Here is a 4963-nt window from a genome sequence, read left to right as displayed (position 1 = left end):
CCTATGAAAACCAGCCGCAAAATCACCACCCAACGTCGTCATCGACGCATTCGCCGCAAGGTCTTTGGCACTGCCGAGCGGCCTCGCCTGGCCGTGTTTCGCTCCCATCGACACATCTACGCCCAGGTGATCGACGATGTAGCCCAGCATACCTTAACCTCCGCCTCCACCTTGGACACGGAGCTGCGCGAAAAATTCAAAGAAACCGGGACAGCCACTCAAGAAGCGGCTGCCTTGGTGGGCCGCTCAGTTGCTGAACGAGCCTTACAGATGGGCATTTCCCGCGTGGTTTTCGATCGGGGGGGCAAGCTCTATCACGGGCGCGTTCAGGCTTTGGCAGAAGCTGCCCGAGAAGCAGGGTTACAGTTCTAGCTACTGAGGACATAGCACATGGCTGAGCAGAGGGAACGTCGCAGAAGCAAAAAAAACCGCGAAGAGCAACCCACCGAGTGGCAAGAGCGGGTCATCCAGATTCGCCGCGTCACCAAGGTGGTCAAGGGCGGCAAGAAGTTGAGCTTCCGCGCTGTGGTGGTGGTCGGCAACGAGCGGGGCCAAGTCGGGGTTGGCGTGGGCAAAGCCAACGACGTGATCGGAGCAGTACGCAAGGGGGTTGTGGACGGTAAAAAGCACCTGATTGAGGTGCCCCTCACCAAAGGTTTGTCCGTACCCCATCCCATGCAGGGGGCAGGCGGCGGTGCCACTGTCTTGGTCATGCCAGCAGCTCCCGGCACAGGCGTCATCGCAGGGGGGGCAGTCCGCACCGTTCTGGAGCTGGCGGGTGTACGCAACAGCTTGGCCAAGCAACTGGGATCCAGCAACCCCCTCAACAATGCCCGTGCTACCATCGATGCGCTGCGGCGGATGCGTACCTTCAAGCAGGTGGCCCAAGACCGAGACATCGATGTGCGCCGCCTACTTGGCAAGTGATGGACAGGTATATCGAGCAAGTGAGCCAGAGGTAGCCATGCGACTGGAAGACATTCGGCCTCAAGCAGGTTCGACGCGGCGGCGGCGGCGCCTAGGTCGTGGCGTCTCTGCTGGACAGGGAGCCTCCTGTGGCAAGGGGATGCGGGGGCAAAAGGCCCGCAAGGGGGGCAGTACACGGCCCGGCTTTGAAGGGGGCCAGACTCCCCTCTACCGGCGTTTGCCCAAGCTTAAGCATTTCCCCCGCTACAGGCGGCGTCTGGAATACACCCTGGTCAACCTGCGCGCCTTGGCGGATCTGCCTGCCGGCAGCGAGGTCAGCCTGCAAAGCCTGATGGAACGAGGGATCGTCACCACCAACGATGGCCCGCTGAAGATCTTGGGGGATGGGGAAGTCAGCGTGCCCCTGACGATCAGGGCGGCGGCTATTACCGCTTCAGCCAAAGCCAAGATCGAGGCAGCCGGAGGTCGGGTGGAAATCTTGGGATCCTAAACCCCTTCTTCCTGCTCTGGCCGGCTTCTGCCGGGTGGCGCTGAGTTGCACTTTTTTGATTTTGCTTTGATTTTGCCGACTGCTCCACCAGCAGCGTAGAGTGGTAGATAGCTAACCTTGCCCTTTGCTCCCGCGAGATTCTCTTCCCTATGGTTGACACACGAGGTTCCGCCCCCTCTGCCCAAGAGACCTTTATGCAGATGGCTATGGCCTCTGGCCTGCGCAGCCGTCTGTTTCTCACCTTGGGCTTGCTGCTGTTGGTCAGACTGGGCATTTACATCCCCATTCCCAGTATCGATCGGGCCCGCTTTGCTGCCGAAGCTGCCAATAGTCCTGTGTTTGGCCTGCTGGATGTCTTCTCCGGCGGAGGGATTTCTGCTTTGGGGATCTTTGCCCTTGGGATCCTGCCCTTCATCAATGCCTCGATCATCATGCAGTTGCTGGTCTCGGCCATTCCAGCCTTGGAGAACCTGCAGAAAAACGAGGGAGAACAGGGGCGGCGGCAGATTTCTCAATACACCCGCTATGTCACCTTGGGCTGGGCCATCATCCAGGGCATTGGCATTTCCTTTTGGGTGCGGGAGTTTGCCAGTACCACCAATGAGTTGGCCTTCATGGCCTCCACCACCTTGGCTCTGGCGGCAGGATCCATGTTTGTGATGTGGCTGGGAGAGATGATCACGGAGAAGGGGGTGGGAAGTGGCCCTTCGCTCTTGATCTTCGTCAACATTGTTGCCACTCTGCCCCGTGCCCTCGGACAGACTATTAGCCTGGCCCGTGCCGATAGCAGCACCATCGGTGGCATCTTGCTGTTGCTGGCAATCTTTTTGGTCACCATTGTCGGCATTGTCTTTGTCCAAGAAGGCAGCCGCAAGATCCCTATCGTCTACGCCAAGCGCCAGGTGGGCAACAAGCTGTTCCGCGAGCAGAAAAGCTATCTGCCCCTGAGGCTAAACCAAGGGGGGGTGATGCCGATCATCTTTGCCTACTCGGTGATGTCCCTGCCTCTGGCCCTGGCCCAGTACACCCAAAACCTGACTTTGGTGCAAGTGGCCAACTTCCTATCCCCCACCTCCTGGTTCTACATTCCCTTCTATTTCGTGCTGATCCTCTTTTTCAGCTACTTCTACACCTCTTTGCTCATCAACCCGGTGGATCTGGCTCAGAACTTGAAGAAGATGGGGGCCAGCATTCCAGGGGTACGCCCGGGCAAGGCCACTGCCGAGTATGTCGAAGGGATCCTCAACCGCCTGACGCTGCTGGGGGCTTTGTTCCTGTGCGCGGTGGCCATCATCCCGACGACGGTGGAACGGGCAACCGGCATCACCACTTTCCAAGGTTTGGGGGCGACCTCGCTGCTGATTTTGGTGGGGGTGGCGATTGAGACCTCCAAGCAGATCCAGACTTATGTCATCTCACAACGCTACGAAGGGATGGTCAAACAGTAGTGCCGAGGTTGATCTTTCTGGGGCCGCCGGGGGCGGGCAAAGGTACACAGGCGGAGCGGCTGGCGGCCATCTACCACACGCCCAAAATTTCCACGGGCGATCTGTTGCGGGCCGAGGTGAAAGCCCAAACGCCCCTGGGGTGCCAGGCCAAGGTTTACATGGATGCGGGAGAGCTGGTGCCCGACGAGGTGCTGATCGGAATGGTGAAGGGGCAGTTGCAGCAATCTCCAGAGCAGGGCTGGATCCTAGATGGATTTCCTCGCACCTTAGCCCAGGCAGAAGCCTTGGAAGAGCTGCTGCAAGAGCTGGGCCAAGATTATGACTACGTCCTCAACTTGGAGGTGCCGGATGAGGTGGTGGTGGCCCGGCTGCTGGCCCGTGGCCAGGAACAGGGGCGCAGCGATGATGCGGATCGGTCGGTGATTCTCAAGCGTCTGGAGGTCTATCGGCAGCAGACGGCTCCCCTAATTGATTTTTATGAGGCCAAGGGGCGCTTGCAACGGGTCAACGGCAACCAGCCAGTGGAATCCGTACAGGAACATCTGCAGGCTCTTTTGGAAGGCTTCAGGAGGACGGCGTGATCAGAGCAGGAGCTGGAAATCCCTCCCAGCGGCGGGGCATGCAGCTTATTGAGATCAAATCTCGCCGCGAAGTGGAGAAAATGCGGCGGGCCGGTCGGGTGGTGGCCCAAGTATTGCAGGAGATCGCGGAGCGCCTAGAGCCGGGCTGGACTACGGCAGATATCGATACCTATGCTGAGAGACGGGTGGCCCAACTCAATGCTTTGCCCAGTTTCAAGGGCTACTACGGCTTTCCCGCCTGCGTTTGTGTCAGTGTCAACCATGAGGTGGTGCACGGGATCCCCAGTCCCCGTAAAGTGGTGCAGCCGGGAGATGTGGTCAAGGTGGATTTTGGTGCCATCGTCGAGGGCTGGCATGCGGATTCCTGTATCACCATCGGCCTGGAACCCCTGAGCGACGCAGCTCGGGATCTGATCGATACTGCGGCCAAAGCCCTGCAGACGGGCATCGACTGTGTGCGCCACGGCGTTTGGCTTCAGGATGTCTCGGGTGCCATTGAAGATTACATCGAGGGGCGGGGCTATTCTGTGGTGAAGCAGTATGTTGGTCACGGGGTGGGGCGCAACCTGCACGAGGAGCCGCAGTTTCCCAACTATCGCACCCGCGATCTGCCCAATCCCAAGCTGCGCTCCGGCATGACAGTGGCCATTGAGCCGATGGTGAATGCGGGGGGAGAGGCAACCCGAGTGTTGCCAGACCAATGGACGGTGGTCACAGTAGATGGCTCTTGGTCAGCTCAGTTTGAGCACACGGTCTTGGTCACCGAGTCTGGAGCAGAAATTTTGACCGATCGCACGCCTTTTCAGTCCTAAGGGATCCCCTGATGAAGGACTGCAACGGTTAGGATAGAAGAGGTGGAGCATATTTTCATTTCTTAACAGCGCGTGTCGTCGCGGCTGTGGATTGTTCTGTTGTTTGTTATGTCGTTTTTGGGAGGGCTCATTGTCTAAGGAAGATGCCATTGAAATGGAGGGGGTTGTTACGGAATCCCTGCCCAACGCCATGTTCCGAGTGGATCTGGACAACGGCTTCAACGTGCTCGCTCATATCTCCGGCAAAATTCGCCGCAACTACATCAAGATCTTGCCCGGCGACCGGGTCAAGGTGGAGCTGAGCCCCTATGACCTCAACAAAGGGCGCATCACCTACCGCCTTAAGAAAAAGTAGGTTCCCTAGCTGGGCTGCTGAGGATGAAAGAGCTGAGCCAAGTTCTCAAGATCGGGCTCTGGACTACTGTCGGCGGGTTGGGTGCTCTAGCCGTTTTCAACGCTTGGATCTCTTCCCAAACTCAGCCTCTGCAGAGCCTGCTGCCGGGAGAGGAAAGGCATCACTTCTGGCGCGGCCATCGCCTGTTTTACAAGGTCATGGGATCCGGCCAGCCGTTGTTGTTGTTGCACGGCATTGGGGCAGGCTCCTCCAGCTATGAGTTTCGTGCCATTATGGCGGAGCTGGGGCAGCACCATCAAGTCTATGCTCTGGATTTGTTGGGGTGGGGCAACTCAGAACGTCCAGATTTG

General features: G+C 58.5%; 8 protein-coding genes. All 8 read left to right on the top strand.

Translation table 11 applies throughout. The annotated features are described in order from the left end of the window. The first annotated feature begins 3 nt into the window (after positions 1–3). The gene (gene rplR / locus NW820_RS02880) at positions 4–372 is read left to right on the top strand and encodes a 50S ribosomal protein L18 (RefSeq protein ID WP_414349593.1); all 369 of its coding nucleotides are present in this window, start codon (positions 4–6) and stop codon (positions 370–372) included. 18 nt (positions 373–390) lie between these two features. After that, positions 391–927, top strand: a complete 537-nt coding sequence (gene rpsE, locus NW820_RS02875; protein ID WP_011434168.1) for a 30S ribosomal protein S5 — start codon at positions 391–393, stop codon at positions 925–927. Positions 928–964: 37 nt separating this feature from the next. After that, a complete protein-coding gene (rplO, locus tag NW820_RS02870) occupies positions 965–1417 on the top strand; it encodes a 50S ribosomal protein L15 (RefSeq protein ID WP_414406639.1) in 453 nt (150 codons plus the stop codon). Positions 1418–1566: 149 nt separating this feature from the next. Then, positions 1567–2865, top strand: coding sequence for a preprotein translocase subunit SecY (gene secY / locus NW820_RS02865; protein ID WP_414406638.1), 1299 nt, complete (start codon positions 1567–1569; stop codon positions 2863–2865). Further along, positions 2865–3446 (top strand): adenylate kinase, encoded by a 582-nt coding sequence (locus tag NW820_RS02860; protein ID WP_414406637.1) that lies wholly within the window; start codon positions 2865–2867, stop codon positions 3444–3446. The genes secY and NW820_RS02860 overlap by 1 nt, the downstream gene beginning before the upstream one ends. 38 nt (positions 3447–3484) lie before the next feature. Continuing rightward, positions 3485–4258: a type I methionyl aminopeptidase gene (gene map, locus NW820_RS02855; RefSeq protein ID WP_414344308.1), complete on the top strand. Its 774-nt coding sequence runs from the start codon at positions 3485–3487 to the stop codon at positions 4256–4258. A 130-nt stretch (positions 4259–4388) separates the two neighbouring features. Next, positions 4389–4613, top strand: coding sequence for a translation initiation factor IF-1 (gene infA / locus NW820_RS02850; RefSeq protein WP_011434173.1), 225 nt, complete (start codon positions 4389–4391; stop codon positions 4611–4613). A gap of 23 nt (positions 4614–4636) precedes the next feature. Then, positions 4637–4963 (top strand): alpha/beta fold hydrolase (locus tag NW820_RS02845; RefSeq protein ID WP_414406636.1); only part of this gene is annotated, 327 nt, incomplete at its 3' end.

This window comes from Synechococcus sp. R55.7, assembly GCF_047461955.1.
In the GTDB taxonomy this organism is placed as follows: domain Bacteria; phylum Cyanobacteriota; class Cyanobacteriia; order Thermostichales; family Thermostichaceae; genus Thermostichus.
The sequence above is the reverse complement of the archived record's forward strand: the minus strand, read 5'-3'. Positions and strand labels throughout refer to the sequence as shown.